General features: G+C 54.8%; 24 protein-coding genes. 7 read left to right on the top strand and 17 right to left on the bottom strand.

Annotated features, from left to right (window positions below):
- Positions 1-26: 26 nt before the first annotated feature.
- From K7B04_RS00780 to K7B04_RS00765, 4 genes are all read left to right on the top strand, one after another.
- The gene (locus K7B04_RS00780) at positions 27-953 is read left to right on the top strand and encodes an ABC transporter ATP-binding protein (protein WP_163448031.1); all 927 of its coding nucleotides are present in this window, start codon (positions 27-29) and stop codon (positions 951-953) included.
- Positions 950-1,720 (top strand): ABC transporter permease, encoded by a 771-nt coding sequence (locus K7B04_RS00775; protein ID WP_167576752.1) that lies wholly within the window; start codon positions 950-952, stop codon positions 1,718-1,720. The genes K7B04_RS00780 and K7B04_RS00775 overlap by 4 nt, the downstream gene beginning before the upstream one ends.
- 111 nt (positions 1,721-1,831) lie before the next feature.
- Positions 1,832-2,272, top strand: a complete 441-nt coding sequence (locus K7B04_RS00770; protein WP_163448029.1) for a PTS sugar transporter subunit IIA — start codon at positions 1,832-1,834, stop codon at positions 2,270-2,272.
- A gap of 63 nt (positions 2,273-2,335) precedes the next feature.
- On the top strand, positions 2,336-3,565 hold the full coding sequence (locus K7B04_RS00765) for a polysaccharide deacetylase family protein (protein ID WP_223803293.1): 1,230 nt from the start codon (positions 2,336-2,338) through the stop codon (positions 3,563-3,565).
- Positions 3,566-3,600: 35 nt separating this feature from the next.
- Here K7B04_RS00765 and panD read toward each other — a convergent pair whose 3' ends face one another.
- The 17 genes from panD to thpR all read right to left on the bottom strand — a co-directional run bounded on the left by panD (position 3,601) and on the right by thpR (position 19,236).
- Positions 3,601-3,981, bottom strand: coding sequence for an aspartate 1-decarboxylase (gene panD / locus K7B04_RS00760; RefSeq protein ID WP_035891933.1), 381 nt, complete (start codon positions 3,979-3,981; stop codon positions 3,601-3,603).
- Between the two features lie 184 nt (positions 3,982-4,165).
- Positions 4,166-5,014, bottom strand: coding sequence for a pantoate--beta-alanine ligase (gene panC / locus K7B04_RS00755; RefSeq protein WP_167576748.1), 849 nt, complete (start codon positions 5,012-5,014; stop codon positions 4,166-4,168).
- An 11-nt stretch (positions 5,015-5,025) separates the two neighbouring features.
- Positions 5,026-5,820, bottom strand: a complete 795-nt coding sequence (gene panB / locus K7B04_RS00750; RefSeq protein WP_167576746.1) for a 3-methyl-2-oxobutanoate hydroxymethyltransferase — start codon at positions 5,818-5,820, stop codon at positions 5,026-5,028.
- Between the two features lie 123 nt (positions 5,821-5,943).
- Positions 5,944-7,185 (bottom strand): fimbrial protein, encoded by a 1,242-nt coding sequence (locus K7B04_RS00745; protein ID WP_223803292.1) that lies wholly within the window; start codon positions 7,183-7,185, stop codon positions 5,944-5,946.
- An 18-nt stretch (positions 7,186-7,203) separates the two neighbouring features.
- Positions 7,204-7,779 carry a fimbrial-like protein gene (locus tag K7B04_RS00740; protein ID WP_167576742.1) on the bottom strand — a complete coding sequence of 192 codons (576 nt, stop codon included), beginning with the start codon at positions 7,777-7,779 and terminating at the stop codon, positions 7,204-7,206.
- 4 nt (positions 7,780-7,783) lie between these two features.
- Complete coding sequence (locus tag K7B04_RS00735) at positions 7,784-8,368, bottom strand: fimbrial protein (RefSeq protein WP_163448023.1); 585 nt, start codon at positions 8,366-8,368, stop codon at positions 7,784-7,786.
- A 14-nt stretch (positions 8,369-8,382) separates the two neighbouring features.
- Positions 8,383-8,952, bottom strand: a complete 570-nt coding sequence (locus K7B04_RS00730) for a fimbrial protein (protein WP_163448022.1) — start codon at positions 8,950-8,952, stop codon at positions 8,383-8,385.
- A gap of 15 nt (positions 8,953-8,967) precedes the next feature.
- On the bottom strand, positions 8,968-11,565 hold the full coding sequence (locus K7B04_RS00725; RefSeq protein ID WP_163448021.1) for an outer membrane usher protein: 2,598 nt from the start codon (positions 11,563-11,565) through the stop codon (positions 8,968-8,970).
- Positions 11,566-11,601: 36 nt separating this feature from the next.
- Entirely contained in the window at positions 11,602-12,333 is a 732-nt protein-coding gene (locus K7B04_RS00720; protein WP_223804104.1) for a fimbrial chaperone, read from the bottom strand.
- A 90-nt stretch (positions 12,334-12,423) separates the two neighbouring features.
- Positions 12,424-13,029, bottom strand: coding sequence for a fimbrial protein (locus tag K7B04_RS00715; RefSeq protein WP_163448019.1), 606 nt, complete (start codon positions 13,027-13,029; stop codon positions 12,424-12,426).
- Positions 13,030-13,263: 234 nt separating this feature from the next.
- On the bottom strand, positions 13,264-13,863 hold the full coding sequence (locus K7B04_RS00710) for a fimbrial protein (RefSeq protein WP_223803291.1): 600 nt from the start codon (positions 13,861-13,863) through the stop codon (positions 13,264-13,266).
- Between the two features lie 588 nt (positions 13,864-14,451).
- Positions 14,452-14,943 (bottom strand): 2-amino-4-hydroxy-6-hydroxymethyldihydropteridine diphosphokinase, encoded by a 492-nt coding sequence (gene folK / locus K7B04_RS00705; RefSeq protein ID WP_163449255.1) that lies wholly within the window; start codon positions 14,941-14,943, stop codon positions 14,452-14,454.
- On the bottom strand, positions 14,940-16,337 hold the full coding sequence (pcnB, locus tag K7B04_RS00700) for a polynucleotide adenylyltransferase PcnB (RefSeq protein ID WP_223804103.1): 1,398 nt from the start codon (positions 16,335-16,337) through the stop codon (positions 14,940-14,942). The genes folK and pcnB overlap by 4 nt, the downstream gene beginning before the upstream one ends.
- Positions 16,338-16,392: 55 nt before the next feature.
- Positions 16,393-17,289: a tRNA glutamyl-Q(34) synthetase GluQRS gene (gene gluQRS / locus K7B04_RS00695; RefSeq protein ID WP_223803290.1), complete on the bottom strand. Its 897-nt coding sequence runs from the start codon at positions 17,287-17,289 to the stop codon at positions 16,393-16,395.
- Positions 17,290-17,357: 68 nt separating this feature from the next.
- The gene (gene dksA / locus K7B04_RS00690) at positions 17,358-17,813 is read right to left on the bottom strand and encodes an RNA polymerase-binding protein DksA (RefSeq protein ID WP_001155227.1); all 456 of its coding nucleotides are present in this window, start codon (positions 17,811-17,813) and stop codon (positions 17,358-17,360) included.
- Positions 17,814-17,969: 156 nt separating this feature from the next.
- Entirely contained in the window at positions 17,970-18,692 is a 723-nt protein-coding gene (gene sfsA, locus K7B04_RS00685) for a DNA/RNA nuclease SfsA (protein ID WP_167576727.1), read from the bottom strand.
- 13 nt (positions 18,693-18,705) lie between these two features.
- Positions 18,706-19,236 (bottom strand): RNA 2',3'-cyclic phosphodiesterase, encoded by a 531-nt coding sequence (gene thpR, locus K7B04_RS00680; protein ID WP_064547537.1) that lies wholly within the window; start codon positions 19,234-19,236, stop codon positions 18,706-18,708.
- Between the two features lie 73 nt (positions 19,237-19,309).
- Here thpR and hrpB point away from each other — a divergent pair, with 73 nt between their 5' ends.
- From hrpB to fhuA, 3 genes are all read left to right on the top strand, one after another.
- Positions 19,310-21,742, top strand: coding sequence for an ATP-dependent helicase HrpB (gene hrpB / locus K7B04_RS00675; RefSeq protein ID WP_223803289.1), 2,433 nt, complete (start codon positions 19,310-19,312; stop codon positions 21,740-21,742).
- 162 nt (positions 21,743-21,904) lie between these two features.
- Positions 21,905-24,436 carry a bifunctional glycosyl transferase/transpeptidase gene (gene mrcB, locus K7B04_RS00670; protein ID WP_223803288.1) on the top strand — a complete coding sequence of 844 codons (2,532 nt, stop codon included), beginning with the start codon at positions 21,905-21,907 and terminating at the stop codon, positions 24,434-24,436.
- A 226-nt stretch (positions 24,437-24,662) separates the two neighbouring features.
- The gene (fhuA, locus tag K7B04_RS00665) at positions 24,663-26,876 is read left to right on the top strand and encodes a ferrichrome porin FhuA (RefSeq protein WP_223803287.1); all 2,214 of its coding nucleotides are present in this window, start codon (positions 24,663-24,665) and stop codon (positions 26,874-26,876) included.
- Positions 26,877-26,897 lie beyond the last annotated feature (21 nt).

Raw genomic sequence — 26,897 nt, 5'->3', positions numbered from 1 at the left:
TCGGAATGTAAGGTAAGCGAAAATCTATGACCATTGCACTGGAATTAGAGCAACTGACGAAGACCTATCCGGGCGGTGTGCAAGCGCTGCGTGGGATCGATCTGAAAGTGGAAGCCGGAGATTTTTACGCGCTGTTGGGGCCGAACGGCGCGGGTAAATCCACCACTATCGGCATCATCAGCTCGCTGGTGAATAAAACCTCCGGGCGCGTCAGCGTCTTTGGCTACGACCTGCAAAAAGACGTGGTCAACGCCAAGCGTCAGCTCGGGCTGGTGCCGCAGGAGTTCAACTTCAACCCGTTTGAAACCGTGCAGCAAATTGTGGTGAATCAGGCTGGTTATTACGGCGTTGAGCGTAAAGAAGCGGTTATTCGCAGCGAAAAATACCTGAAGCAGCTCGACCTGTGGGAAAAACGCAACGAACGCGCGCGAATGCTCTCCGGCGGGATGAAGCGCCGTCTGATGATCGCGCGTGCGCTGATGCATGAGCCGAAACTGCTGATCCTCGATGAGCCGACCGCGGGCGTGGATATCGAACTGCGTCGTTCAATGTGGGGATTCCTCAAGGATCTCAACGATAAAGGCACCACTATTATTCTCACCACTCACTATCTGGAAGAAGCCGAAATGCTGTGCCGCAATATCGGCATTATTCAGCGCGGCGAGCTGGTGGAAAACACCTCGATGAAGGCGCTGCTTTCCAAGCTGAAATCGGAAACCTTTATTCTCGATCTGGCGCCGAAAAGCCCGCTGCCGAAGCTTGAAGGTTATCAGTACAACCTGGTCGATACCTCAACGCTGGAAGTGGAAGTACTGCGCGAGCAGGGGATTAACAGCGTCTTCAGCCAGCTGAGCGCCCAGGGCATTCAGGTGCTGAGTATGCGTAACAAAGCGAACCGTCTGGAAGAGCTGTTTGTTTCGCTGGTTCATGAAAAACAAGGAGATCGCGCATGATGCAGCTTTATTGGGTCGCGCTGAAAAGCATCTGGGCGAAAGAGATCCATCGCTTTATGCGTATCTGGGTGCAGACGCTGGTGCCGCCGGTTATCACCATGACGCTGTACTTTATTATCTTCGGCAACCTGATCGGTTCACGTATCGGTGAAATGCACGGCTTTACCTACATGCAGTTTATCGTGCCGGGCTTGATTATGATGGCGGTTATTACCAACGCTTATGCCAACGTGGCGTCGTCGTTCTTCAGCGCTAAGTTCCAGCGCAATATCGAAGAGCTGCTGGTTGCTCCGGTGCCGACGCATGTGATCATCGCCGGTTTTGTCGGCGGTGGGGTCGCTCGTGGTCTGTGTGTGGGCATCCTGGTGACGGCGGTTTCGCTGTTCTTCGTGCCGTTCCAGGTGCACTCCTGGGTCTTTGTGGCTCTGACATTGATCCTGACGGCGATTCTGTTCTCTCTGGCTGGTTTGCTGAACGCGGTGTTTGCGAAAACTTTTGATGATATCAGCCTGATCCCGACCTTCGTGCTGACGCCGCTGACCTATCTCGGCGGCGTGTTCTATTCGCTGACGCTGCTGCCGCCGTTCTGGCAGGGGCTGTCGCACCTGAACCCGATCGTCTATATGATCAGCGGCTTCCGCTACGGTTTCCTCGGCATTAACGATGTGCCGCTGGCCACCACCTTTGGCGTGCTGGTGGTGTTTATCATCGCCTTCTACATGCTGTGCTGGTATCTCATTCAGCGCGGGCGCGGTCTGCGCAGCTGATTGTGCGTAATTTCCCGGCAGACAGCGTCTGCCGGGAAGTATTCTTTGACAGTCATCACCCCTCTTTATCAATCACTCCGCTAAACTACTTGCCTGCTAAGGAGGCAAGCTATGTTAGGTTGGGTGATTTCCTGCCATGACGATCGCGCACAGGAACTGCTGGATCGTCTGGAAAAAAAGTTCGGGCCGTTACCGCAATGTCGGGCGGTAAATTACTGGCGTGGATTAAGCGCCAATATGCTGAGCCGGATGATGTGTGACGCGCTGCATCAAACCGACTCCGGCGACGGCGTCATTTTTCTGACCGACAATGCCGGGTCCGCGCCTTATCGCGTTGCTTCGCTAATGAGCCATAAGCACAGCGGCTGTGAGGTGATCGCGGGGATTCAGTATTCATTGATTGAGAGAATGGTTTCTCTGAGGGATACGCTCAGCAGTAGCGACTTCCGCAACCGTATTGTTGAGCTGGGAACGCCCGGTGTGACGAGCTTGTGGCACCAACAGCAAAAAAATCCGCCATTTATACTGCTCCATGATTTGTATAAGCCTTAAACATTGGTATTGATCGCGCTTTTGTTACAATAGCGAAGTCGGTTCCCGCTTCGGTTATTGCTCATGGCTATACGCTCGGTTGTTTTTCTTCTGCTCTTCCTCGCTGGTGGCGTGAGCGCCGCTTTGCCTGCCCGTTATATGCAAACCACTGAGGACGCGACGGTCTGGGCACGCATTGGCAATAAAACCCAGACGGTCGGTAACCTGCGCGCCGGGCAGATTATTGCCATTGAGCCGGGCGCTGAAGATTACTACACCTTTAGCTTTGGCTTCGGGAAAGGATTTATCGACAAAGGTCACCTTGAACCCGTGCAGGGGCGGCAGCGCGTGGAGGATGGGCTAGGAGATCTGAACAAGCCGCTCAGTAATCAGAATGTGATCACCTGGAAAGATACACCGGTATATAACGCGCCGGATGTGGGGAGCGCGCCGTTCGGTACCCTGGCAGAGAACCTGCGCTATCCGGTGGTCAATAAGCTCAAAGATCGGCTGAATCAGACCTGGTACCAGATCCGTATCGGTGAACGTCTGGCCTATATCAGCGCGCTTGATGCGCAGGTTGATAACGGTATTCCGGTCATCACCTATCACCATATTCTGCGCGATGAAGAGAACACCCGCTTTCGTCACACCTCGACCACCACCTCGGTACGCGCCTTTAGTAACCAGATGACCTGGCTGCGCGATATGGGCTATACCACGCTGACGATGTATCAGCTGGATGACTATGTGCATAACCGCGCAAATCTGCCGGGGCGCGCGGTGGTTATTACCTTTGACGATGGTCTGAAGTCGGTGAGCCGCTACGCCTACCCGATACTCAAGCAGTACGGCTTTAAGGCCACCGCGTTTATCATCTCATCACGCATTAAGCGCCACCCACAGAAGTGGGCGCCGAAGTCGCTGCAGTTTATGAGTGTTTCCGAGCTGGAGGGGATTAAGGACGTCTTTGATTTCCAGTCGCACACGCATTTTCTGCATCGCGTCGACGGTTATCGACGGCCCATACTGCTCAGCCGCAGCTACCACAATATTCTGTTTGATTTTGAACGTTCACGTCGGGCTCTGGCACAGTTTAACCCGCACGTATTGTTCCTTTCATACCCGTTTGGCGGGTATAACGCGACGGCGGTGAAGGCGGCGAAAGATGCCGGTTTTCAGCTGGCGGTGACGACGGTGAAAGGGAAGGTGAAGCCGGGTGATAACCCGATGTTGCTCAAAAGGCTGTATATTCTGCGGACGGATTCGCTGGAGACTATGTCGCGGCTAATCAGCAACCAGCCGCAGGGCTAAGCTGGCGCCCCGCATGAGCGGCGCGCCAGAGAGGATCAGGCAACCTGAACCGGAATCGCTTTTGCGGTGCGCTTCATTTCGTTGTCGCCTTCGAAATAGGCCACGTTCGGCCGCCAGGTACGCGCTTCTTCGTCGCTCATGGTCACGAAGCTGGCGATGATGACGATGTCGCCGACGTCAGCGTTGTGCGCAGCCGCACCGTTGACGGAGATAATTTTAGAGCCGCGTTCCGCCGCAATGGCATAGGTGGAGAAGCGCTTGCCGTTGTTCACGTTCCAGATATCAATGGCTTCGTTTTCCAGGATACCGGCTGCGTCGAGGAAGTCCTGGTCAATGGCGCAGGAACCTTCGTAGTGCAGGTCTGCATGCGTCACTTTAACGCGGTGAAGTTTGCCCTGCAGCATAGTGCGAATCATAGCGTCTACCTTTAATTCTTAACGGATACAAAGCAGTCTTCTGACTGCCTTGAGAAATTTCGCAGGCAGTATTGCCCGATTTCTGACGGGTGTCCATATGCGATTAAGCCTGCTTACGATTTTGCGTAGGCCGGATGGCGACGTAACGCCTTATCCGGCCTACCTGGCGATTATCACGCCGACGTTACAGCTCTACGCTCTGATTATCAATCAGACGCGCCTGGCCCAGCCACGCCGCCATCAGGATCACCGCGCGTTTGCTGTTCTCGGTGAGATCGAGCAGGGTATCGGCGTCGCGAATCTGAATATCATCGGCGCGGAAGCCTTTCTCGTTCAGTTCCTGCTCGGCGATAGCAATGATCTCTGGCAGCTCACGTTCGCCCGCTTTGAGCTTCTCGGCTACACGACTCATGACTTTGTACAGACCCGGGGCGATTTTACGCTGCTCTGCCGTCAGGTAGCCGTTGCGCGAGCTTAACGCCAGGCCATCTTTAGCACGGATAATCGGCACGCCGACGATCTCGATATCGTAGCCCAGGTCAGCAACCATTTTGCGAATCAGCGCCAGTTGCTGGAAGTCTTTCTCGCCAAAGCAGGCGATATCCGGCTGAATGAGGTTAAACAGCTTGCTGACGATGGTCGAGACGCCGCGGAAGTGGCCTGGACGGCTGGCGCCTTCCAGCATGGTGGAAAGGCCGGGAACGTCAACATAGGTTTGGCCTTCCAGTCCCTGCGGATAGATTTCTTTCTCCGACGGGGCGAAAACAAAATCAACCTTACGCTTGTTTAGCTTCTCGCAGTCTTCCTGTAACGTGCGCGGATAGCGCGCCAGATCTTCCGGGCGGTCAAACTGCATCGGGTTGACGAAGATGCTGACAACCACCACATCCGCGCGCGTTTTCGCTTCTTCAACCAGCGTCATATGGCCATCGTGCAGGTTGCCCATGGTGGGAACCAGTGCGACACGCTTGCCTTCCTGACGTAGACGACGGATATGCTGGCGCAGCAGCGGCAGGGTTTCAATAATCAACACACCTTGACTCCTTAATGGAAACTGTGTTCTTCGCCCGGATAAACGCCGGACTCCACTTCAGCAATATACTGCCGCACTGCGGCGCGCATGTCGCCCGCCGTGCTAAGGAAATTTTTGGCGAATTTCGGAATATGGCCGCCGGTGATGCCGAACGCGTCGTGCATCACCAGGATTTGTCCATCGGTGACGTTACCCGCGCCAATACCAATCACCGGAATCGACAGCGCTTCAGTGACGCGTTTCGCCAGCTCAACCGGCACGCACTCCAGCACCAGCAGCTGTGCCCCTGCCGCTTCCAGCGCCAGCGCGTCGTCCAGCAGCACCTGGCCTGCGTCGCCGCGCCCCTGTACCTTGTAGCCGCCAAAAATATTGACCGACTGCGGCGTCAGCCCCAGATGGCCGCAGACCGGTACGGCGCGGTCGGTGAGCATTTTCACGGTATCCACCAGCCATGCGCCGCCTTCGATTTTGACCATGTTGGCACCGGCGCGCATCACCGTAGCAGAGTGCTCAAACGCCAGTTCCGGCGTGGCGTAAGCCATAAACGGCAGATCGGACAGCAGCAGGCAGTTCGGCGCGCCGCGGCGTACCGCGCGGGTGTGGTAGGCGATGTCTTCAACGGTCACCGGCAGGGTGGAGTCGTGCCCCTGCACGGTCATGCCCAGCGAATCACCGACCAGCATCACGTTGATGCCCTCATCGGCGAACAGTTTGGCAAAGCTATAGTCGTAGGCGGTAATCGTCGCGAAGCGCTTTTTTTCCTGTTTGCATTTCTGCAGCAGGGCGATAGTAGTGGGTTTGCTCATAACCTCTCCGGCCATCATAAAAACAAATAGATTGGCCGCATTGTAGGGGAAGAGGAGGGAGAGTGTTAGCCCTTTATGGGCAAATCCCGGCGGCGAGAGACACCAGGATTTGCCGTTCAAAGGTTAAGGGTAGGTGATAGAAAATATGCCGGTGGCGTAAAATTTGCCGGACAGTATTTTCTCATTGCTGTCGCGCTTCATTGTCGCGTTAAATTTCAGGCTCTGGGTGGTGGTGACAATACTTCCTCCGGAACCCGCGATACCGGTTGAGGTGTCGGTTTGATCTTCGTAGTCCTGATAAACCGAGGTATCGTCGTTCGGAATCAGCACCATTTCATCACTGACGCTATTAGCCAGCCCTTTAATTTGCAGCCCCACGCCATCGGCTTTTCCTGATATCAGGGTATTTCCCAATAATGTGGGATCTTTGCCGGTGGTTCCGGCGATCAGTTTGACGGCAATATTGCGCACCCGGCTACAGCCACTGAGTTCGATACTAAACGGCACCGGGGTGGCGCCGTTGATTATCTCGTTTGGGCTATAGGAACCCATCGAAACCGTTGTTCCTTTGACGGTATCGCCGCTGAGTACGGCGGCCGAGCAAGTTGGCAGTGAAATCTTTACGTTGTCGGTAGAAGCGATAACATCAATGTAGTAAGACAAAATATCAGGGCCAGGATTGGGGTTATGAAAGCGGTAAGAATATGACCCATTGCTGAGCAATGAAACCGACTCACTACTTTGTGGATCAAAGCTGGCATCGTTATAGAAGTCGATGTAGGCGGTGCCGGTGATGCCTCCGATGGGCATATATCCATTTATTGTTGAATCATTGGCGCAACCGGTTGTGGTTGTGGACCGTGTCATTGTTTGCGTCGGCTGATCGCCCACATATAATTCTGCTGGCGCGAATGAGATTCCCCACGAACCAGGGTTATGAATCCTGAATGTAAAATACAGGCCAGTGATGTTCGTTTTGAGCAGTTTATGGCCGCCGTAGGTTAATCCGGAATCAACAAAGTTATTTTCTACCACAAGGTCCGCGCCCGTGGCGCCACTATTGGTGGTGCAATAAAGCATACCGGTACCCGAGTTGGCGGTATCTGAATTCAGCTTTAATTCAACATTGCTTGGCTGAAGCGTGGCGGACTTGTAAAACACCAACGTCTGGTTCCCTGAAAGGGAATATTTCAGCGTACGAGAACCGTCGCCATTCGGCCCTTCCCGGTCATAGGAACCAACGTGCGCCTTGTTTCCAACGATATATGTTTTCGCACCATCTGCCGATATGGCGTCAGCAGTCAGCAGGCTCAAACAGATGAAGACAACCGCTTTCAGTTTATTAAGCTGGTGGGGATTATACATTTCCTTATGACCCTCTTATTATTCGTAATAGACAGAAACCAGTACGCTGGATTTGATTTTTCCCCCGGTAACGGAGCGGGATGCCACCACCTTTTGCATCCGGGCGTAAAACGTATATTTTGCGTTGGTGTAATCAGCTTGGGTGACGTTATAAACGCTGCGCGGCGTGCCGTCAGTGTTCAGCACGTTAAAGATATTTTGCTCGTCGTGAGTGGAAAAAATCACCACCCCCACGTTATCTGGCCCGGTTTTGTCTTCGTTAGCAAATATTTGCCCGGAATAGGGGGAGAAACTGCCTGACAGCGGCGCAAACTGGAAAGTGATTTGTGTTGGCGTTTTGCCGCCCACGGAAGCGCAGTTATTCACCTCAATATAGAACGTTCTGCCGCCGGCCAGAAAATCTTCCGGTGTTTCATTGTTGGCAAAATAGTCCTGACTTACGGTACCGAGATCGACCGTGCCATTATTATCGAGACTGATCTGGCAGCTTGGGTTAATGATATTGGCCTTAATCTCCATGCTGGTATCGGCCGCGCAGAGCAACGGTATGGCGCATAACGCCGGAGCAAGCAACGAAAGTAAGCGTTTCATCATGGTGTTACTCATACTCGACGGTAAAAACGGTTTGGGTTGAAAACGCGCCAGGCTGAAGGTCGACGATGCTTTTCCCTGTCTCAAAGACGATACGGGTGCTGAGTGGCCAGGAAACGGTTTGATCATCTATCGCCCCGCTGACATCAACGGTAGATTTGGGTTTGGTATTGCAGTTGAGCTGGGTGCTACCCGCGCCCGCTGGCGTGGCGGTGGTCCAGACTTCCGCCGCCACGCCGGTGGCGGCGTCGGTGCCGCTCAGGCTGTTTTTAAAGCCCGCGCCGTTGCCCGCGGTTCCGCCGCAGCCGCTCTGCCCGCTGAGCGTCACCAGCGCCTGTGATTTTATCAGCCCTTCACAGGCGCTAAAGACGAGCGAAAAGCGCTTTACGTTGGTTTTTTTGACGATTTCCGGCACGTACACGTCGCCAATATCAATCACCGTGGCCGGACGGTTATTGCTATCGTATAGCTGCGTCGTGCAGGTACTGGGGGTTATCGTCGTTTTTACAGTGAGCTGCGTGGTGCCTGCTGCAAGGAGTTGACCGCTCAACGTGAGCAGCAGCGCCAGACACAGTGAGAAAATACGCGGCATCGTGAACGTCCTTGTTATTGATAGGTAAAGGAGAAGGTGGCGTTAGCCTGAAATACCCCCGCAACAGGAGGGGCCGTGGTCAGGCGACGGAATGAAACAGAGAGATCCATACCGTTAGTTATCTGAGCGCTGGTCCATGTGACGCTCTGAGCGCCATTGAGCTTGATGCGTTGGCCGTCGGTGCCGCCTTTTGGTTTAATTGCCATCGAGACGTTTTCGGCGTAGCCGCTGATGCTGGTATCGTTATCGATAAAGTAGATGTTTCCGGAGTTAACGTTGCCGCTAATGGTCATCACGATGCTGACGATTTCGTTATTACATTCGGCGGGCATAAGTTTGAAGCTGCCTTCCGTATTCGCAGTCTGGTTGATGATATCCAGCACGGACATTTGAGGAACATTCAGCGTGTAGCCGTCGGCTACGCTGCCGCTTGCCGTCGCGCTTCCCAGCGCTGTTATCGTCATGGCGCAGGTGGTTTCTTCCACCGTGGCGTCAAAGTTGACCGACAGGTTTTGCGCGTGCAGTTCGCCGGCCAGAAGGAGCAGCGTGACCAATGAAACCGGGATGTAAGAAGGCGCTCTCATTATCTCCTCCTGAGATTATTCTATTTGACAAACGGCGGCGTTGACGATGGGCATCTGCCCTTTGTCTGCGTCAGTTTGCGGTAGTTGATAATGTGCCTTACAGCTCTGCGGCTGATTTTTCACCGTCCAGCGCACCACGATATCCCCTTCATCCTCCACGCCGCGTACAAACGCCTGACCGCCCTGACCAACGGCGCCCAGCGATATACCCTTGGTATCAAAGACGCTGGCGGCGAAAGGCAGCGGCTGGCCGTCGCTGCGCGTGAGGTTAAAGATTGCCGAACGACGCTGGTCAGTTTCAAAGGTGCTGAAAATCACCGCGCCCTGGCGGGGAACAACGGTGGTACTGGTGCTCTTCATTTCGACATCGTTATCCAGCTCGCTGATGTCCAGCGAGACGGTGTTTTCCCGGTAAGGCGTCAATGAGCTGAAGATGCCATAGCCAAAGCGGTCGACGGTGTTGCTGCCATAGCCAATTCGTGCCCCTTGTGCTCCTGGCGCGTTCACCACCAGCAGCGTATCGTTTTCGTTGAAGCCGTCGCCGGAGAAGGTTAGCCCGCCGCGGTGCAAGACGAAGCCGCCATCGGTACTCAGCGAGTACTGACGGGACTGGTCGTTGCTGGCCGAGGCGGAACCGGAATAGGTGCCCCATGGCGACTCATACGAAGCATAGGTGCCGACGGTGGAGAGGTTCTGATCGCCATTCACCCGGTTGTAGCCCGCGTTCACGCTGTAGTTCCAGCGATTATCTTTGCTGTTGCCGTTCACCGTCGTGTTGTACTGATCGTTGCCTTTCAGGTCGCTGTTCACCGAGCTGCTCAGCGAGTTGAAACCGCCGCTGCCCGACTCTTTACCAAACAGTTTGTCGAGAGGGACGTTCAGCGTCAGGTAGATAGCGTCGTCTTCCTCGCCTTCCTCATCGTAAGAACGTTGAATGCCAATGCTGTAGCTTGCCCACTTAAAGCTGTTGCTGTAGCCGAATGAAAAGCTGCTCTGGCTATCATTGGTGACCCAGTAGCGGCTCCATGTCCCGGTCAGGTAAAAGGAACCATAGTCATTTTTACCGTCGCGTAATGACTGGTTCATACTCAAATTGACCTGATCTTTCAGTCGGCTATAGCTATTCATGTTCTGGTATTCATCGTGCGTCATATGCTTCGCGCTATCGATTAACTCCATCGCATCGGTCAGGCTGAGGTAGTTTTTGGTGGTATAGCGATAAGCCGCGATGTTCAGCGAGGTGTTGGTTGGCGCGAAGAATTTATTCCACGAGATACGGTAACTCTGGCCGGTATAGGTTTTTATATTGGGTATGGTGGTTTGCGAATGCGTCACATCGAGGGAGAAAGCCCCCAGGACGGTGTTCATACCCACGCCAAGCAGACCGGCATAGTAGTCGTTATCGGTGATCTGAAAACCGGTATAGCCGGTAAAGGTGTTATTGAAGCCGTAATAAAAGGTTCCCTGCGCCAGCATCGGCGCTTCGACCAGATCGTCTTGCTGAATTTCACCGAGGCTCATATCCCAACTGCCGACGCCTGGGTGCATCATTTGCACCAGCGAGGAATAGGGCTGGGTAAAGGTTCGTTTAGAGCCGTCGGCTTCTTCAATGGTGACCACCAGATCGGCGCCGTAGCCGCCGGGAGTAAAATCGGTCAGTTCAAACGGCCCCGGCGGGACAGTGGTTTCGTAAATTTTATAGTTGTTTTGCGTGATAGTGACTTTCGCGTTGCTTCTGGCAACGCCATGCACGCTGGGGGAGTAGCTGGCCAGGACTGGCGGCAGCATTAACGTTTCGCTGTATAAGCGAACGCCGCGCACGCTCACTGAGTCGAAGGTATTGCCGGAAGTCCCTTGTTCGCCCACGGCAAATTGCGAACGCAGCGCCGGAATATCATGTTGCACATAGCTGTGCTGCAGATCGAAAGAACCGCCTTCATCGTTACGCCAGGAGTAGTTGCCCTGTGAGCGCAGATGCCAGCCCCCGAGGTTGATCCCCGCGTTCAGGCCGGAGTAAAAGCTATCGTCGGAGTCATCGGCATATTCATTGTGCCAGGCGTTAGCGTTATACGAGAACATCGCTGCGTTAACGCCATCTTCCCAGAAAGAAGGGTCGATATAGTTGCTGTAGCTCTTCTCCTCCCACGCCTGGGGAACTGAAATATTCAGTAGCTGATCGTTGACGTTATACTCGATTGACGACTGCGGTATCAGTTTGGCCAGGTCGAGGCAGTTTTCTATATCACTGTCGCGCTTTTGCAGAATGCCTTCGTTGCCTTTGTATTCCGGCTGGCGAATATGCAGGCGCATCAGCATGGACGGTGTAATACAGGCTCTGGCGCTGCGTTTATCCCCCATATCAATAAACGTTAGTTGCATATTGCCCGCGGTTTGATTGTTTACACTGACACCCACATCATAGGTGCCGGGAAGCGTCGCGTTACCGTTAGCATAACGATCCAGGTCGATACCGTTTGCGGAAGCGCCCATCAGGAATGTCCGATCGAACTCCAGGTTTTCTTCGGACCGGGCGTAATGGCTGGAGGTCAATATGCAGCAGGCGATAGCCCAGGCAAGCCGGGTTATCTGGCATTTTTTTGATACGCGTGACATAGCTTTCCCACAGTAAAGAAAAAAACCGCAAATGAATTACAGAGAGGCGTTGCCGCTGATATCACCGCCAAAATCGCTGATTGCGTGGTATTCAAGCCTGGCTGGCGACGGCGGCGTGTTCAGCCCTTTGATGGGGAAATCGGCGCTGCTTTTCGGCGCAACCATCGTGGCCGCGACTTCATATTTTTTGCCCGCGCTTTCCAGCGCGATGGAACTGAAAGAGACAAAATAGGGTGTAGGGTTAGTGACATGAACGACAGCTCCCGTCGCGGCTTTTTTGGCCTGCCAGGTTAGCTTCTCTGGCGCTTTTGATGATGTTTCCGCCAGACCTTCCGGGCGGTAGAACAGCTTAATGCGCGTGCGGAACGCTAACTGCAGCAGGTTCTTACCTTTGGCATCGGCTTCGCTGGGTTTGGGGGGGATTTCCAGCGCGTTAAACCAAAATACGCTTTCCCGGTCTTTGGGCAGCGCAATACTGCCGGTATAGGTAAATTTCACCGTCTGGCCGCGTTTGGCGTCAATGCGCGAAACGGGAGGCGTCACGGTAAAGGGAACCTTGATAGTGCTGGGATCTTCGTTATCTTTACCATTATCCAGCCAGCTTTGTACCAGCAGCGGTCTCTCTCCTTTATTCTCCATACGAATAGAGGCGTCTTTCTGCGATTCTTTATAAATAATTCGGGTGCCGGACAGGACAATATCGGCGCTGGCCTGTGTGCAATAGGCCATGCTCAATACGCAGAGTAAACAGTGGGTAAGATGACGCATCCTGGTCATATGCTCTCCTTAATATTCATGAAAGGAAATAGCCGTAGCCATTTCCTTTTTCAGGCTTATATCACGACTAACAACACGGAATTAGTTGTAGGCAATGGTGTAGGCCGCGTTGGTTTTAACAAAGCCCGCGGTGACCGGCACGACAACCGGTGTTGCGGTTGGATCGGTCTGGGCGACGTACGAAGCGACGAAGCTCCACTGTGCTTTTTTGCTGGTATCAAAGGTTTGGGTGTGGGTATCTTTACCGTCAACGGTCACCATGGTGTAGGTGCCCGTCGTCGGGTTTACTTCGTGGATAGCCACATTCACGCCCTTCGCGGCATCAGTGATACTTTCGTCGTTATTCAGCGTACCCTGGCCGTTGCTGCGGAACTGGGAGGTCATGGTCAGGTTAGCTTTTGTCTGGGTTTCAAAGCCGGCTTTGCTGCAGTCAACGCTGATGGTGAAGGCTTTCGCTTTCGCGCCAACGCTGTTGGCTTTTACCAAACCTGCACTATTCACTTCAGCAACGGAAGCGGTTTCCAGCTGGATCTGGGCATCCTGAGCGCCGTTGTTTACGCTCATTACGCAGGTGTTGTCGCTAACCAGACCGGCGAAGTCAATCTGGCCGCCATCTAATGCAAAAGCAGAAGAGGAAAGCGTTGCCGCAGAAAATGCCAGGGAGATGACAAGTAATTTTTTGTTCACAATTAAACGTCCTTTTAAATAAATCAACGGTGAGTGAAAATAAATTTTTCACCGGGTAAGCATACGATATTCAATTTCGCTGAGTAAAATAAGCAAGGTGTATGTTTTCTTCCTGGTTATCCATCTCGCTTAATTAATATTGCTATGGTGAATAACCTGATTTCACGGGCGCTAATTGTGTCTGGTAAAAAAGGAAATGGTTAACCCATTTCCTTAGTGGATAATTAATAAAAATTAATTATAGGCAATAGTATATGCCGCGTTGGTTTTAACAAAGCCAGCGGTGACCGGCACGACAACCGGAGTCGCGGCTGGATCGGTCTGGGCGACATACGAAGCGACGAAGCTCCACTGTGCTTTTTTGCTGGTATCAAAGGTTTGGGTGTGGGTATCTTTACCGTCAACGGTTACCATGGTGTAGGTGCCCGTCGTCGGGTTTACTTCGTGGATAGCCACATTCACGCCCTTCGCGGCATCAGTAATGCTGGAGTCATTGTTCAGCGTACCCTGGCCGTTGCTGCGGAACTGGGAGGTCATGGTCAGGTTAGCCGTTGTCTGAGTGTCGAAGCCGGCTTTGCTGCAGTCAACGCTGATGGTGAAGGCTTTCGCTTTCGCGCCAACGGTGTTGGCTTTTACCATACCTGCACTATTCACTTCAGCAACGGAAGCGGTTTCCAGCTGGATCTGGGCATCCTGAGCGCCATTGTTTACGCTCATCACGCAGGTGTTGTCGCTGACCAGACCGGCGAAATCAATCTGACCGCCGTCCAGGGCAAAGGCTGAGGAGGAGATCGTTGCCATTGACAATGCGGCAGCGAGTAGCGTCTTGTTCATTCTATAATGTCCTTATATATATTAATTTAGGTTACAGGAATAACTGGTGGATAAATTATTCCTTGCGTATTTAACCGGAAAATAACCAAATTTGTAAAATTACTAGAAATTATTTCTAATCTATAAAAGATTAGTTTTGTGAATTTTATTTTTAGATTGTATTTTTATTGACCAATTTGCTTTTTGTTTGTATTTTTACTACTTATTGATTGGTGTTTAAATTAAGGGGTTACGAATGCTTTTACAAATTTAACATGCCTGATGGTGATGTTACGGTGATCAATATTGATAATTTGTAGGGGGAGAGGAGGGAATGGCTGGATGATAAATACGATTGTTTTCCCGTTCATATCACCATATGTAATGAATTATTTCTGATTAGAAAATTTAAAAAAGTTATTTAAAAAAAATAACCAATTCTTTGTTAAATATTTTATACAATGTAATAAATTTGAACCTCTGATATTAATTAATATCTCCACTAGCGATCGTATTATGAAAATAAAGTAACATCATTGCGATAAAGGGGAATATTGTCGGAGTCAGAGGCTGTTGTCATGATACTCCCCACTCATTGCGGGGCGTTGTCTAGTGGGCGGTGTGCCAGAGGGCTGGGCTTTCAGGATAGCGAGCCGCCAGATAGTCGCCAAGCGGGGTGTCTCCCGGGAAACGTAGCTCAGGCGCAATTTCAAACAGCGGCCACAGCATAAAGCTGCGGTTGTGCATATCGTAGTGCGGAACCGTCAGACGTTCCGTATCGATCACCGCATCGCCAAACAGCATAATATCCAGATCCAGCGTCCTCGGACCCCAGCGTTCGGCTTTACGCACACGGCCCTGCTGTAGCTCGATACGTTGGGTATGATCCAGCAACGCCTCAGGCGACAAGTCAGTGTCGAGGGCCACGGCGGCGTTCAGATAATCAGGTTGGTCCTGTGGGCCTAACGGCGGCGTGCGGTAAAACGACGATACCGCCAGCAAGCGGCTTTCGGGGATGGCACCGAGCGCCTCAATGGCAGCATTCACCTGCTCCAGCGGAGAGGCGAGGTTGCTGCCGATGGCGATATAAACGACGGTCACGCGCTACCTTCACGGCGCGGTGCGCGTTTACGCGGGCGGCGATGGCGACGGCGGGTATCTGGTTCGTCACCCAGATCGTTGAGCATCTCTTTTTGCGCCGGCGGCGCGACCACCTGGAATTCGCTCCACCATTGGGTCAGGCGTTGCAATTCGTGGTTGTTTTCGGCTTCGGCGCGCAGCGCCAGCAGGTCGTAGGCGGCGCGGAATTTCGGATGCTCCATCAGCTTCCACGCGCGCTTACCCTGACGGCGGGACATGCGCAGCTGCAGCTGCCAGATATCGCGCACCAGCGTGGTAATGCGTTTTGGAATCGCCAGCGAACGGCAGGCTTCATCCAGCACGTCGTTCATCGCCAGCGCGAAAGCGTCATAATAGGCCAGTCCGCTCTCCTGAGCGATTTTCTGCGCCATTTCCAGCAGCGGATACCAGAACATCGCGGCGAACAGGAACGCCGGGTTAACGCGCATATCGTTACGAATGCGGTTGTCGGTGTTTTTCAGCACCTGGGCGATGATGCGTTCCATCGGGCTGTCGCCGTCTTCGGTGAAGTAGCGAGTGATGGTCGGGAACAGCGGCTGGAACAGGTTGTATTCGCGCAGCAGCTTGTAGGTTTCAAAGCCGTAGCCCGCCTGTAGCAGCTTCAGCGATTCTTCAAACAGGCGTGCCGGAGGTACGTCGTGCATTAAGGTCGCCAGGCGCGGAATCGGCTCGGCGGTTTCCGGGCTGATGCGCATATCCAGTTTGGCGGCAAAGCGCACGGCGCGCAGCATGCGTACCGGATCTTCACGGTAGCGGGTTTCCGGATCGCCGATCAGGCGGATGACGCCGTCTGAGAGATCCTGCATGCCGCCAACGTAGTCGCGTACGGTGAAGTCCGCCACGCTGTAATAAAGGCTGTTGATGGTGAAGTCGCGACGCTGGGCGTCTTCTTCAATAGAGCCGAAGATGTTGTCGCGCAGCAGCATGCCGTTTTGCCCACGCTGGGAGGTGGTGCGATCGGACTGACCATCTTCGTGGTGACCACGGAAAGTGGCGACTTCAATAATTTCCGGGCCAAACATAACGTGGGCCAGGCGGAAGCGACGACCAACCAGGCGGCAGTTGCGGAACAGCTTACGCACCTGATCGGGGGTGGCGCTGGTGGTCACGTCGAAATCTTTTGGTTTTTTGCCAAGCAGCAGGTCGCGAACGCCGCCGCCAACGAGGTACGCCTCGTAGCCTGCTTTGTTCAAACGATAAAGAACCTTGAGGGCGTTTTCGCTGATATCTTTGCGGGAAATAGCGTGCTGCTCGCGCGGAATGACGGTCATAGCAGGTTTTGCGATGGCGTTTTCAGCCTCGCTCTCCTCACGGCTCAGCACCTTGCGGCAAAAATTAGCGACTCGGGTAAAAATGGTGCACCTCGGTAGTATCTGACTTTAGGACAAAAAAATAGCGGCTAATCATAGCTCAGCACAACGCATTTGAGAATGGCGGATTGATCTTCGCCGTCTCAGGCACCGTCGTCAGCGACCACTGAGCAACCGCATTGTGCAATAAATCCGCCGTACTGACATCCTGCCATTGCGTCGGAACCGGCTGGCCTAAAAAGCGCAGCGCCTCAATAAGTACCGGGCGTGGATCCCCAACAGGAAGAGCAGGTGCATGATTTTGCTTGGAAAGTTTAGCACCTTCTTCATTCAATGCCAGCGGCAGGTGAATATAGTCGGGCGCTGGCCAGCCAAACTGCTGGTACAGCGAGATCTGGCGGACGGTTGGCTCGATCAAATCGGCCCCGCGGACGATTTCCGTCACCCCCTGAAAATGGTCGTCGACCACCACGGCGAGATTATAAGCAAATAATCCATCACGGCGATGAATAATGAAATCTTCGCGGGCCAGGCGTTCGTCGGCCTTGATTGTGCCGCGCAGCAGGTCAGTGAATTCGGTCACAGGATGTGTCTGACGCAGACGCAGGGCGGCATTTTGCGGGTCGTTTCTGAGGTCGCGACAGTGGCCGTCATAGGTACCGCCAATGCTCTGAATGCGCGCGCGCGTGCAGGTGCAGTAGTAGCACAGATCCTGGCTTTTCAGCCAAGCCAGCGCTTCACGATAGGCATCGTGGCGCTGCGACTGCCACAGCACGTCGCTGTCCCAGTGCAGGCCGTAATGTTCCAGCTGATGCAAAATGGTGGTTGCAGCACCGGGAACTTCACGAGGGGGGTCGATATCTTCAATGCGCACGCGCCAGATACCCTGCTGAGCGCGGGCCTGGAGATAGCTGCCAAGGGCGGCAATCAACGAGCCGAAATGTAGCTCACCGGAAGGAGAAGGGGCAAAGCGCCCGATATAAGGTTGTGTTGACATGTTTAGTGCAATAAAAAACAACAAGGCGGGAGAGATTCCCGCCTTGAAGATAGAGTGTTAGCGTTCTCTTAACCTGCCATCTGCTTTTCGCGGATTTCTGCCAGCGTTTTGCAGTCAATACACAGGTCAGCCGTTGGACGCGCTTCCAGACGACGAATACCAATTTCAACACCGCAGGACTCGCAGTAGCCGAAATCTTCGTCTTCGACTTTCTTCAACGTCTTCTCGATCTTTTTGATCAACTTGCGTTCACGATCGCGGTTACGCAATTCGAGGCTGAACTCTTCTTCCTGTGCGGCACGGTCTACCGGATCCGGGAAGTTTGCAGCTTCGTCCTGCATATGTGTAACGGTGCGATCGACTTCATCCCTAAGTTGATTACGCCATGCTTCAAGAATACGTCTGAAGTGCGCCAGCTGGGCTTCGTTCATATACTCTTCGCCTGGCTTCTCTTGGTACGGCTCCACCCCAGCGATGGCGAGAATACTCAGGGACGATGTTTTACGGTTTTGCCCTTCTTGCATGTTGCTTCTCCTTAACACGCACTATCGATCCCCGTGTTCGGGGGAAAAATCAGGCCGCTATAAATAGCAGATGCTTTTCCGGATGGCAATTATCTAAACGTAACACTTGACAATGCTGTGAGGAAAAGCGTATTTGCGCCGCAGCCCGAACACTTTCTATTCAACTCCACCCCGCGTTAACGCAACGGGTAACGGCGATATCAGAGTCATCTTATCGGCAGAAAGTTCCGCTTTATAAGCCAAAATTTCCACCCCCTGTTTTTGCGCTTCTTGCAACAACTGTGCGTATTTAGCATCAATATGGTGTGCTGGAGAGAAATATTCAATGGCTGAGTGCAATATTGCAAACAGCAAAACGGCACGTTCGCCGCTGGCCACAACGCCCATCAGCTCGCGCAAATGCTTCTGTCCGCGCACGGTGACGGCATCGGGAAAATAGCCGAACTCATTTTCCGCGAGTGTGACCGACTTCACTTCAATATAGCAGTTGGGGCGATCATCTGCCTGTAACATGAGGTCAATTCGACTATTTTCCTCACCATATTTCACTTCGCTTTTCAGGGTGTTGTAGCCAGTAAGTTCGGGAATACAGCCTGTCAGAATCGCGTCTTTGGCCAGGGTATTTGCGCGTAACGTGTTCACACAAATAAAATCCCCGTTTTGCGTCTGGGTTAATTCCCATGTGTGGGGATATTTACGCTTAGTATTTTCTGATGTGGAATACCACACGGTGTCCCCTGGCGTTGCGCAGCCGGTCATTGCGCCGGTGTTAGGGCAGTGCAGGGTAAAGGTTTCGCCTTCTGGCGTAATGACATCGGCGAGAAAACGTTTGTAACGCTTGATAAGCGTCGCGGACTGAAGCGCGGGGATAAACTGCATCGGGTTTCCTTCGTTATTCGCTGAGCGTCCAGCGCTGCAATGAGGTATATCGCGTACGACCGCCGGTGAAGCGCGATTCGTACAGCGCAAACTCGGTGACCGGGATTTCCCAGTGAAAACCGGGCGCGGGAATCGGCACCGCCTGTCCGGCGTTGCGCAGTAGCGTGAGATGCGGGTGGAACGGCTGTGGGCTTTGATAACAGCCGCTGCGTGCGGCCTGGGCGCGCAGCATGTTGGCCAACTGAAGCAGACCGCGCGGCGGCTGGCGCGTGCCAAGCCAGACCACGCGCGAGCGCAGCCATTGGCCAGCGTCGTCAAGATGTAGCGTAAAGCCTGGCTGACGGATGCGCCCCGCCATGGCCGCCAGCGCGCGCTGTTTTTCCGCGCTGACTTCGCCCAGAAAAGCCAGCGTCAGATGCATATTGGCTGCCGCCACCGGCACGCCCGCATCGGCGGGAAAATGATCCGCGCGCCACTGCACCAGTTGCTTCTGGATTTTCGGCGGAATCGCAATGGCGAAAAACAGTCTTTTTGACTCAGACATGGTGGGGACTCGGTTATGAATTGAGGCGATGCTACAATGTCCGCCGTTTAATGTTAACCCTCTGGAGCCATTCGTGTCCCTGTTGCCGGTCGCAAGCGTCCTTCCTGAACTTCTCCACGCCTTAAGGCAAGCCCCGCAGGTGTTGCTGAACGCGCCGACGGGCGCGGGTAAATCCACCTGGCTCCCGCTGCAAATTTTGCGCGAGGGCGGAATCGATGGTCGCATCCTGCTGCTGGAGCCGCGCAGACTAGCGGCGCGTAACGTCGCCCAGCGTCTGGCGGAGCTCCTCGGCGAGAAGCTGGGCGAGACGGTGGGCTACCGGATGCGCGCAGAGACCTGCGTGGGGCCAAATACCCGCTTAGAAGTGGTGACCGAAGGGATCCTCACCCGCATGATCCAGCACGATCCCGAACTTACGGGCGTGGGGCTGGTGATCCTCGATGAGTTCCACGAACGCAGTTTACAGGCGGATCTGGCGCTGGCGCTGCTGCTTGACGTTCAGCAGGGGCTACGTGACGATCTCAAACTGCTGATCATGTCGGCCACGCTGGATAACGACCGTCTACAGCGCCTGCTGCCGGACGCGCCTACTGTGGTTTCCGAAGGGCGCGCTTACCCCGTCGAACGCCGCTATCAATCATTGCCCGCGCATCAGCGTTTTGATGAGGCCGTGGCGATCGCGACGGCCGAGCTTCTGCGTCATGAGCACGGCTCGCTGCTGCTGTTCTTACCCGGCGTCGGTGAAATTCAGCGAGTGCAGAATCACCTTGCTGAACGCGTGGCCGATGATGTGCTGCTGTGCCCTTTATACGGCGCGTTGCCGCTGAGCGAACAGCGGCAGGCCATTCTGCCCGCGCCAGCCGGCAAGCGTAAGGTGGTGCTGGCGACCAATATTGCCGAAACCAGTTTGACCATTGAAGGCATTCGTCTGGTGGTGGACAGCGCCCAGGAGCGGGTGGCGCGTTTTGACGTGCGCACCGGGTTAACGCGTCTGCTCACTCAGCGTGTCAGCCAGGCCTCGATGACCCAGCGCGCGGGGCGTGCCGGACGTCTGGAGCCGGGCGTGTGCGTGCATCTGCTGGCGAAAGAGCAGGCCGAGCGTGCGGCGGCGCAGAGCGATGCGGAGATTTTACAAAGCGATCTCTCCTCGCTGCTGCTGGATCTGATGCAGTGGGGCTGTGCCGACCCATCGCAACTGCGCTGGCTCGATCAGCCGCCTGCGGTGAACCTGGCGGCGGCCCGTCGGCTGCTGACGCAGCTTCAGGCGCTGGAGGGTGAACGCCTGACGGTGAAAGGGCAAAAGATGGCGGCGCTTGGCATCGATCCGCGTCTGGCTGCGATGCTGCTGGCGGCGCAAAGCGACGACGAGGTGGCGACGGCAGCCCGATTGGCGGCCATCCTTGAAGAACCGCCGCGCGGTGGCAATAGCGACCTGCTGCAGGCGTTTTCCCGCGCTCATGGGCCATGGCAGCAGCGCAGCCAGCAGCTTTGCAAACGATTGAATCGTCGCGCCGGGCAGCCGGATGTGGACGCCATTGCGCCGCTGCTGGCGCAGGGGTTCCCTGACCGTATTGCCCGCCGCCGCGGCCAGGAAGGCCGCTATCAGCTGGCGAATGGTATGGGGGCAATGCTGGATGCTGACGATGCGTTAGGCCGTCACGAGTGGTTGATTGCGCCGCTGCTGTTGCAGGGCAGCGCCTCGCCGGACGCGCGTATTTTGCAGGCCTGCGCGGTGGATATTGACGCGCTGGTCAGCCGCTGCCCGCCGTTGCTTCAACAATCCGACACCATTGAGTGGGATGATGTGCAGGGCACGCTGAAAGCGCTGCGGCGTAGTCAAATTGGCCAACTGACGTTGAGTGTACGCCCATTGGCCAAGCCGTCCGAAAGTGAATTGCATCAGGCGATGCTTACCGGTATTCGCGAGAAAGGATTAAGCGTGTTGAACTGGACGAACGAAGCGGAACAGCTACGCTTGCGGTTACAATGCGCGGCGCAGTGGCTGCCGGATGAGGCATGGCCCGCGGTGGATGACGCGTCGCTGCTGGCGGAACTGGAGAGTTGGCTGTTGCCGCAGATGAGCGGCATACATTCGCTGCGTGGCCTGAAATCGCTGGATATTCACCAGGCGCTACTCGACTGGTTGCCGTGGTCATTACGACAACGTCTGGTGAGTTCGCTGCCAACTCATTACACTGTGCCCACGGGAAGCCGTATTGCGATTCGCTACCACGAAGATAATCCGCCTGCGCTTGCCGTACGTATGCAGGAGATGTTTGGCGAAGCCAGTACGCCGACTATCGCCGAGGGGCGCGTAGCGCTGGTGCTGGAGCTGCTGTCACCGGCGCAGCGGCCGCTGCAAATTACGCGTGATTTAAGCGCGTTCTGGCAGGGGGCGTACCGCGAGGTGCAAAAAGAGATGAAAGGGCGTTATCCGAAACACGTCTGGCCGGACGATCCGGCGAATACCGCGCCAACGCGGCGGACGAAGAAGTATTCTGCCTGATGGCGCTACGCTTATCAGGCCTACGTTTAAGCGAGTAGGCCGCATAAGGCGAAGCCGCCATCCGGCATAAACACAGCGTAAAATTGAGAGATATCTTCTTCTGTCCTGTGACAGAAGAATTGAGAATCAGGCCTTTATGCCTGAATGTTGCGGAGAAAAAGCATGGCGGGGAATGACCGCGAGCCGATTGGACGGAAGGGCAAGCCTGCACGTCCGGCAAAACAAAAGGTAAGCCGTCGACAGCTCAGAGATGATGAGTATGACGACGATTATGATGATGATGGCTACGACGACGAAAAACCACGTGCGCGTAAAGGCGGCAAGGGGAAAAAACCGCGCGGCAAACGCCGCTGGTTCTGGTTCCTGGTCAAACTGGGGATCGTCTTCGCGGTACTGATTGCTATCTATGGCGTCTATCTGGATCAAAAAATCCGTAGCCGCATTGACGGTAAAGTCTGGCAGCTGCCGGCGGCGGTGTATGGCCGCATGGTTAGCCTCGAGCCGGATATGGCCATCAGCAAGAACGAGATGATTCAGCTGCTGACGGCGACCCAGTATCGTCAGGTGACGGCGATGACGCGGCCCGGTGAATTCACCGTGCAGGCCAACAGCATCGAGATGATCCGTCGTCCGTTCGATTTCCCGGACAGCAAAGAGGGGCAGGTGCGCGCGCGTCTGACCTTCGACGGCGCGCGTCTGGATAGTATCGAAAACATGGATAACAACCGTCAGTTCGGTTATTTCCGACTCGATCCGCGGTTGATTACCATGATGTCCTCGCCGAACGGCGAACAGCGTCTGTTTGTGCCGCGCAGCGGCTTCCCGGACCTGCTGATCGATACCTTGATTGCGACCGAGGACCGCCACTTCTACGAGCATGATGGCATCAGCTTCTACTCTATGGGCCGTGCGGTGCTGGCGAACCTGACCGCCGGGCGGACGGTGCAGGGGGCGAGTACGCTGACCCAGCAGCTGGTGAAGAACCTGTTCCTTTCCAGCGAGCGTTCCTACTGGCGTAAGGCCAACGAAGCCTACATGGCGCTGATTATGGACGCCCGCTACAGCAAAGACCGCATTCTTGAGCTGTATATGAACGAGGTGTACCTCGGTCAGAGCGGTGACAACGAAATTCGCGGCTTCCCGCTGGCGAGCCTCTACTACTTTGGCCGTCCGGTGGAAGAGCTGAGCCTTGACCAGCAGGCGCTGCTGGTGGGCATGGTAAAAGGGGCGTCGATTTATAACCCGTGGCGTAACCCGAAACTGGCGCTGGAACGTCGTAACCTGGTGCTGCGTCTGCTGCAGCAGCAGAACGTGATCGACCAGGAGCTGTACGACATGCTGAGCGCGCGTCCGCTGGGGGTGCAGCCGCGCGGCGGGGTGATTTCACCACAGCCGGCGTTTATGCAGATGGTGCGTCAGGAGCTGCAGGCGAAGCTGGGCGATAAGGTGAAAGATCTCTCCGGCGTGAAGATTTTCACCACCTTTGACTCCGTGGCGCAGGATGCGGCTGAAAAAGCGGCCACCGAAGGCATTCCGGCGCTGAAGAAACAGCGTAAGCTGAGCGACCTGGAAACCGCGATGGTGGTCGTTGACCGCTTTAGTGGGGAAGTGCGTGCGATGGTCGGCGGCGCAGAGCCGCAGTTTGCGGGCTACAACCGCGCCATGCAGGCGCGTCGTTCCATTGGTTCTCTGGCGAAACCGGCAACCTACCTGACCGCGCTGAGCCAGCCGAATCAGTATCGACTGAACACCTGGATTGCCGATGCGCCGATTTCGCTGCGTCAGCCGAATGGCCAGGTGTGGTCGCCGCAGAACGATGACCGCCGCTACAGCGGTCAGGTAATGCTGGTGGATGCGCTGACGCGTTCAATGAACGTGCCGACGGTTAACCTCGGTATGGCGCTGGGCCTGCCCGCCGTCACCGATACCTGGCTGAAGCTGGGCGTGCCGAAAGACCAGCTCAACGCCGTACCGGCGATGCTGCTTGGGGCACTGAACCTGACGCCGATTGAAGTGGCGCAGGCATTCCAGACCATTGCCAGCGGCGGTAACCGCGCGACCCTGTCGGCGCTGCGTTCGGTGATTGCGGAAGACGGTACCGTGCTGTACCAGAGCTTCCCGCAGGCCGAGCGTGCGGTGCCGGCACAGGCGGCGTACATGACGCTGTGGACCATGCAGCAGGTGGTTCAACGCGGTACCGGTCGTCAGCTGGGCGCGAAATACCCGAACCTGCATCTGGCAGGGAAAACCGGGACCACCAACAACAACGTCGATACCTGGTTTGCTGGTATCGATGGCCGTGAAGTGGTGATCACCTGGGTAGGTCGCGATAATAACCAGCCCACCAAGCTGTACGGCGCGAGCGGTGCGATGTCTATCTATCAGCGTTACCTGGCAAGCGAGTCGCCGATTGCGCTGGATCTGACGCCGCCAGAAGACGTGGTCAATATGGGCGTGGATGAAGGCGGTAACTTTATCTGCGGCGGTGGCGGCATGCGTATGCTGCCGGTCTGGACGACCGACCCGGATGCGCTGTGCCAGCAAAGCCAGCAGCAGATAGAGCAGCAGCAGTCGACGAACCCGTTTGACTCGTCCTCCTCGCAGCCGCAGCAGCAACAGCAGCCGCCGCAGCAAGAGAAGAAAGAGAGCGACGGCGTAGCCGGCTGGATCAAGGATATGTTCGGCGGGAATTAATCGCGTAATGCACCCACTAAAAGGCCTCTGTCTCTGACAGAGGCCTTTTTATATCCAGGTTTTTTCTTTTTTTTAACCTCATTATTTCATCTGTTTGTTTCTTAACCCCTTAGTTTTTGTAGGGGCGCGTATTGCTTGCTATCGACGCAATTTTTCGCCTATCATGCTGCTCGTTATAATAATAATTCTCGTTTACGTTATCATTCACTTCATCAGAGAAATACCCATGGCACGTCTTAAAACTGCTCAGCCAACCCACTCGCTGCGTAAACTCGCGGTTGTAGTAGCCACAGCGGTTAGCGGCATGTCTGTTTACGCGCAGGCAGCAGAACAACCGAAAGAAGAAACCATTACCGTTACCGCCGCTCCGGCTTCGCAAGAGAGCGCGTGGGGCCCGGCACCAACGATCGCGGCAAAACGTTCCGCGACGGCGACTAAGACGGATACCCCGATTGAGAAGACGCCGCAGTCTGTTTCGGTCATTACCCGTCAGGAAATGGACATGCGCCAGCCGACAACCGTCAAAGATGCGATGGCCTATACGCCGAGCGTCTTTTCTACGCGCGGTAGTTCCTCAACCTATGATGTGGTTTCAATTCGTGGTTTCACCGCACCGACAACCGTGAATACCAACCAGTACCTGGATGGTATGAAACTGCAGGGGAATAACTACTCTGAAGTTTCTATGGACCCGTATTTCCTGGAACGCGTTGAAGTGATGCGTGGACCAACCTCCGTGCTGTACGGCAACAGCAACCCGGGCGGCGTCGTGAGCATGGTCAGTAAGCGTCCGACTACCGAACCGCTGCGCGAAATTCAGTTCAAGATGGGCACGGATAACCTCTGGCAGACTGGCTTTGACTTCAGCGATGCGATTGATGATGCAGGCGTGTGGTCCTACCGTCTGACCGGCTTAGGCCGCAGCCAGGATGCTCAGCAGGATATGGCGAAATCGAGCCGCTATGCCGTGGCGCCGTCTTTCAGCTGGCGTCCGGATGACAAAACTAACTTCACCTTCCTGAGCAACTTCCAGAGCGATCCGGATGCCGGCTACTACGGCTGGTTGCCGCGTGAAGGCACCGTGGTTCCTTACGTTGATGCCAATGGTATCGCGCACAAGCTGCCGACCGATTTCAACGAAGGTGAAAAAGATAACAAGATGCAGCGTCGCCAGCAGATGGTGGGCTACAACTTCTCTCACGAATTTAACGACACCTTCACCGTGCGTCAGAACCTGCGATACGACCAGGTGAAAACGCTGTACCGTTCGGTATATGGTTACGGCTATATTGCGCCGGGCCAGATCAACCGTCAGTACGTGCGTTCTGACGAGGATCTGAATGGCTTCACCGTTGATACCCAACTGCAATCTAAATTTGCGACCGGTGAAGTCGATCATACGCTGCTGACCGGCGTTGATTATTCTCGCATGCGCAATGATGTTGACGCGCTGTATGGTTCTGCCGACGCACTGGATATGAATAATCCGCAGTACGGTAACCCAAATATCGATGTCAGCGGCCCTTACGCGAAGTACCAGGTTCTGAACCGTATGGAGCAAACTGGCCTGTATGCACAGGATCAGATGGAGTGGGACAAGTGGGTACTGACGCTGGGCGGCCGCTATGATTACGCGAAAACGTCAACGCTGACCCGCAGCACGGGTACAGAAGCGATGAACCACGACCAGCAGTTCACCTGGCGTGGCGGGATTAACTACCTGTTCGACAATGGTATTTCCCCGTACTTTAGCTACAGCGAATCTTTCGAACCGACTTCCGGTTCAACAAAAGAAGGGAAGCCGTTCGATCCGTCTCGCGGCAAGCAGTATGAAGCTGGCGTGAAGTATGTACCGAAAGATATGCCGGTGGTGCTGACCGCAGCGGTGTATCAGCTGACTAAGAACAAAAATTTGACCTCCGATCCGAACGATCCGACAGGTCTGTACAGCGTACAGACCGGGGAAATCCGTTCTCGCGGTATCGAGCTGGAAGCGAAAGCGGCGGTTAACGAAAACATCAACGTAACGGCTGCCTATAGCTACAATGACGCAGAGTACACTGAAGACACGATCTTCAAAGGTAAGCGTCCGGCAGAAGTTCCGCGTAACCAGGCTTCCCTGTGGACGGATTACACCTTCTACGATACGGCGCTGAGCGGTCTGACCTTCGGTGCGGGCGTGCGTTACACCGGCTCCACCGTGAGCTACTACAAAAACGTTGCCGCGAAGAAAAATGAAGCGTTTAGCGTAGCGGGTTACGCGATTGCCGATGCAATGGTGAAATATGACCTGGGTCGCTTCGGCCTACCGGGATCATCTGTTGCCGTTAACGTCAATAACCTGTTCGACCGTGATTACGTCTCCAGCTGCTACAGCGAATACGCATGCTACTGGGGCGCAGAACGTCAGGTTGTTGCGACCGCAACGTTCCGTTTCTAACCACCTCCAGGGCGCGGATTT

Origin of the sequence: Kluyvera sp. CRP (assembly GCF_019930565.1) — a bacterium.
GTDB lineage: Bacteria > Pseudomonadota > Gammaproteobacteria > Enterobacterales > Enterobacteriaceae > Kluyvera > Kluyvera georgiana_A.
The sequence above is the reverse complement of the archived record's forward strand: the minus strand, read 5'-3'. Positions and strand labels throughout refer to the sequence as shown.

What these genes read in the sequence shown, in the direction of transcription:
- K7B04_RS00780 (WP_163448031.1), top strand. Translation starts at nt 27, where the DNA reads ATGACCATTGCACTGGAATTAGAGCAACTGACGAAGACCTATCCGGGC.
- K7B04_RS00775 (WP_167576752.1), top strand. Translation starts at nt 950, where the DNA reads ATGATGCAGCTTTATTGGGTCGCGCTGAAAAGCATCTGGGCGAAAGAG.
- K7B04_RS00770 (WP_163448029.1), top strand. Translation starts at nt 1,832, where the DNA reads ATGTTAGGTTGGGTGATTTCCTGCCATGACGATCGCGCACAGGAACTG.
- K7B04_RS00765 (WP_223803293.1), top strand. Translation starts at nt 2,336, where the DNA reads ATGGCTATACGCTCGGTTGTTTTTCTTCTGCTCTTCCTCGCTGGTGGC.
- panD (WP_035891933.1), bottom strand. Translation starts at nt 3,981, where the DNA reads ATGATTCGCACTATGCTGCAGGGCAAACTTCACCGCGTTAAAGTGACG.
- panB (WP_167576746.1), bottom strand. Translation starts at nt 5,820, where the DNA reads ATGAGCAAACCCACTACTATCGCCCTGCTGCAGAAATGCAAACAGGAA.
- K7B04_RS00745 (WP_223803292.1), bottom strand. Translation starts at nt 7,185, where the DNA reads ATGTATAATCCCCACCAGCTTAATAAACTGAAAGCGGTTGTCTTCATC.
- K7B04_RS00740 (WP_167576742.1), bottom strand. Translation starts at nt 7,779, where the DNA reads ATGATGAAACGCTTACTTTCGTTGCTTGCTCCGGCGTTATGCGCCATA.
- K7B04_RS00735 (WP_163448023.1), bottom strand. Translation starts at nt 8,368, where the DNA reads ATGCCGCGTATTTTCTCACTGTGTCTGGCGCTGCTGCTCACGTTGAGC.
- K7B04_RS00730 (WP_163448022.1), bottom strand. Translation starts at nt 8,952, where the DNA reads ATGAGAGCGCCTTCTTACATCCCGGTTTCATTGGTCACGCTGCTCCTT.
- K7B04_RS00725 (WP_163448021.1), bottom strand. Translation starts at nt 11,565, where the DNA reads ATGTCACGCGTATCAAAAAAATGCCAGATAACCCGGCTTGCCTGGGCT.
- K7B04_RS00720 (WP_223804104.1), bottom strand. Translation starts at nt 12,333, where the DNA reads ATGCGTCATCTTACCCACTGTTTACTCTGCGTATTGAGCATGGCCTAT.
- K7B04_RS00710 (WP_223803291.1), bottom strand. Translation starts at nt 13,863, where the DNA reads ATGAACAAGACGCTACTCGCTGCCGCATTGTCAATGGCAACGATCTCC.
- gluQRS (WP_223803290.1), bottom strand. Translation starts at nt 17,289, where the DNA reads ATGTCAACACAACCTTATATCGGGCGCTTTGCCCCTTCTCCTTCCGGT.
- dksA (WP_001155227.1), bottom strand. Translation starts at nt 17,813, where the DNA reads ATGCAAGAAGGGCAAAACCGTAAAACATCGTCCCTGAGTATTCTCGCC.
- sfsA (WP_167576727.1), bottom strand. Translation starts at nt 18,692, where the DNA reads ATGCAGTTTATCCCCGCGCTTCAGTCCGCGACGCTTATCAAGCGTTAC.
- thpR (WP_064547537.1), bottom strand. Translation starts at nt 19,236, where the DNA reads ATGTCTGAGTCAAAAAGACTGTTTTTCGCCATTGCGATTCCGCCGAAA.
- mrcB (WP_223803288.1), top strand. Translation starts at nt 21,905, where the DNA reads ATGGCGGGGAATGACCGCGAGCCGATTGGACGGAAGGGCAAGCCTGCA.
- fhuA (WP_223803287.1), top strand. Translation starts at nt 24,663, where the DNA reads ATGGCACGTCTTAAAACTGCTCAGCCAACCCACTCGCTGCGTAAACTC.